Source organism: Microbacterium sp. (assembly GCF_052099035.1).
GTDB lineage: Bacteria > Actinomycetota > Actinomycetes > Actinomycetales > Microbacteriaceae > Microbacterium.
Genome location: NZ_JBQDSX010000140.1, coordinates 1 through 3,359, shown reverse-complemented (window position 1 = coordinate 3,359; position 3,359 = coordinate 1). Strand labels below are relative to the sequence as shown.

Below are 3,359 nucleotides of genomic sequence, written 5' to 3'. Positions count from 1 at the left end.
GCCACGGAGCGGAACAGGGCGTTCTTCGACAGGCTCGGCCTACCGTCGAGCTAGGCCGTGTTGATCAAGAGGCGGGGCCGGGCGCGGCCAGTGATTCCATCCGACGGGAAGGTCGCGGAGGACGGGCTTGGCGTCTTTGAGGCGCTGGGCAGGAAGATCTTGGGAGCGGGATTTCCCGGAGCTCGCGCCGTCGGGATAGGTGAAGGCGTAATCGACCCAGGGGCGAAGTCCGCGTTCGATCGTCTCTCGGTAGTTGCCGCTGACGGTCGCGAACACTTGCTGCTCGAGTTCATCGGCTTCGGCCTCCCAGTTCGAGTCGCAAGCGTCGCAACCGCAGACTGGGTAGTGGAAGTCGTGCAATAGTCCCGCGTGCATGTAGATCCCCGGATAAGCGGTGAAGACCAACGTCAAGGACGCGCACTTCGGATCATTAGGACGTATCCGCACCGCGCGCACCACATCATGAAACGCGGGACGCAGCAGATCCGCTGCCACCTCAACACCCTCATCGACCTCGACGTCATACGTCTCTCGGAGGTGGGCGATAAGGGCGTCAGCGACAACGTGCAGCGGTGCGAACCGCTCGGGATGCGTGTCGACCGAGTAGGTGTCTTCCGGAGGTGACCCGTGCCACCGACTCCCGTAGTTGATCACCGCGCCGTCAGCATCGCGGAACACCGGCGCTTCGATCAAAGGGCGAACGTAGGAACTCATCCCGTCATCCTGCCGCATCGGCGCGGCGCCGGCCGGCCTATGGCCAGGCCGGACGGGACAGGTCCGTCTTGATCCAGATCAGCGTCGCAGCGAGGCTGATCGCGGCACGATAGTTGCGAGCGAGCTTGTCCGAACGCATCGCGATGCCGCGCCACTGCTTGAGCTTGTTGAAGCAGCGTTCGACGACGTTGCGGCCCTTGTAGCGTTCCTGCTGCTGATCGCCGAAGTCGATCGGTCGGCCTGGCTTCTTGCGGCGGTGCGCGATCTGATCGTCCCTCTCGGGGATCGTGGCCGCGATCCCTCTCGTGCGCAGCCATGCACGGTTCGCCTTCGACGGGTAGCCCTTGTCGGCGAGCACCCGGTCGGGGCGGGTGCGCGGCCGGCCCTTCCCGTCGCGGGGCACGCGGATGTCCTCAAGCACGGCGGGCATCATCGTGGTGTCGTTGACATTCCCACCGGTGATGACCATGCCCAGCGGCCTTCCGCGGCCGTCGCAGACCAGGTGCAGCTTGGTCGTCAGGCCGCCACGGGAGCGTCCGATCCCGTGATCAGGCGGCTCGAACCACGGATTCTTGTGATTCGGCAGGGCCCCCTGTGTCACGCTTCAGTGTCGCGCCGTGCTGATGCACACGTGCAATCGTGGAGTCGATCGAGACGACCCAGTCGATCTTCCCGGCGGCGTCGGCCTGCTTCTGCACCTCGGCCAGCAGCTTCTCCCAGGTGCCGTCCTCGGCCCACCGGTTGAACCGCTTGTAGATCGAGTTCCACTTACCGAACCGCTCCGGCACGTCCCGCCACGGCGCCCCGGTGCGGTACTTCCACGCCATACCCTCGACCGCGAGGCGATGATCCGTCCACGGCCTCGACCTCCCGGTCACCGTCGGCATCAACGGCTCCAGCACGGCCCACACCTCGTCCGAGATCTCCTGCCGCGTCACCGTTCAAGACTCGCCCAGCGGAGAGTGAACCCTCTTGATCAACACGGCCTAGCTGGGGAGGCGATCTCCCGCCCCGGGAGTCCGTGGACATTGTCCAATCGTACACAAACAACAACCGCCGGCTTCGATGCCAGCCCCATTCGGCGCAGCTCCATCGCGCCCATCACCATCTCAGCGGTCTTGCCCGCACCGACCTGGTGGAACAGACCCACCGCGGGCTCGGACACGATGCGCGCGACGGCGGCGCGCTGGTGCGGACGTGGCGAGAACGACTCGGTCAGACCCGGCAGGGTGAGGTACTGCCCGTCGTTGGTGTAGTCGCGCAAGACGATGGCGTTGAAGCGCCGGTTGTACTCGTCAACGAGACGCTGCGCACGCTCGGCGTCCTCCCACACCCAGTCACCGAACCGCTCCTGCAGCTTGTCGGCCTTCTCCTGGGCGGCTGTGGTCTCTTGAGCGTCGATCACCCGGCGCTTGGAGTCACCCACCTCGATCTCCACCCGAACCTCGACCGGGCGCTGTTCGAGCAGCGCCGCGGCGATCTCGGGCGCGGGGCGGGCGTTCGTGCCGTACTCCTCAGTGGCCAGGAGCGAGTGCTTGTCGCCCTTGACCACCCACTCGCCGGGAAGCGGGCTCTCGACGCGGAAGGACCGATCGCGGAGCACGTCTCGGAAGAAGGCCTGGTGCGTGGCGGCGTCGATCCACACCGCACCGATGCGCGCCTCGATCTGATCGCTGCCGATCGTTTCGGGGATGACCTCCTGCAGCGCGACGACGTTGGGTCCGTACCGCTCCGGATCGTCGTCGGCCGCGGTGCGTGCGTGGTCGAACTTCTCGCGCACGTTGCCGGACAGGTATTCGGCGGCGGGGACAATCTGACCATCCTGGTCGGGGTCGTCGAAGACGAGGGTGCCCAGCTGTTCGCGGGCATCCTGCTCCGTCGTTCCCAGCAGGTAGGCGATGGTCTCGATGTCGGCGTACCCGTGCCGGTCCATGCTGAGCGCGACGGCCTCGGCGGGGGTCTCGGCCCCTTCCTTGATCGGGCGCGGTGCGACGACGCGGCGCTCGAGGCGCGCGGCGGGCTTGGAGGTCTGGGTCTCATCGTCGAACAGCTCCAGGGCGAGGACCGCGGGACCGAAGGGGTCGGCCTTCATGAGACGCGGGGCTTCGGGGGTGAGGCGTGCGCCCGTCTTCGTCACCGTGAAGCGGTTGATCGGCCCGTAACGGCGCACGTATGACTCGTAGCCGGCCCGCAGGTCGGCGCGTGTCGCCCGGATCTCGTCACCGTCGACGGTGCTCTGGGATTCGAGGTCGAGCAGACGGGTGACGCCATCGCGCAATGCGAGCAGGTTGGTCAGCTCCGTCTCGTTCTTCTTCGACACCCTCAGCGGGTCGCGGCGGCCGCCGACGACCTGAGCGAAGGCGCCGTCGTCATCACGGACGATTGTGCCGTCCCACAGTTCGGTGTCGGTCGGGATGAACTCGGCCCGTGCCTGCTCGACGGCTGCGGTCCGCGCCGTCATCGTCAGGCCCTGATGCTCCGCATCGGCCACGACGCCGTCAAGGGCGCTCCGCAGACGCGCAGGCACGGTCGCCAGATCGCTGGTGACGTGGAGGGTGGTCGAGCCATGCATGCCCGTGCCGATGTGCAGGGGTCTGCTGTAGGAACAGGTGACATCAAAAGTGGCTAGCCCGGGAGGGCTGGCC

2 protein-coding genes and 1 pseudogene are annotated in these 3,359 nt (G+C 66.7%); all 3 read right to left on the bottom strand.

The features are described 5' to 3' along the window. Positions 1 to 39: 39 nt before the first annotated feature. Positions 40 to 714, bottom strand: a complete 675-nt coding sequence (locus tag ACTIAO_RS17455) for a DUF6226 family protein (RefSeq protein ID WP_441841790.1) — start codon at positions 712 to 714, stop codon at positions 40 to 42. Positions 715 to 751: 37 nt separating this feature from the next. Beyond that, positions 752 to 1,601 (bottom strand): IS5 family transposase gene (locus tag ACTIAO_RS17450; RefSeq protein ID WP_270242241.1). Its coding sequence is split into 2 segments (ribosomal slippage): positions 752 to 1,306 and positions 1,308 to 1,601, totalling 849 coding nucleotides; the frame shifts between segments, so codons are not numbered across the junction. Between the two features lie 89 nt (positions 1,602 to 1,690). Next, positions 1,691 to 3,359, bottom strand: a pseudogene (locus ACTIAO_RS17445) (helicase); the annotation flags it as partial.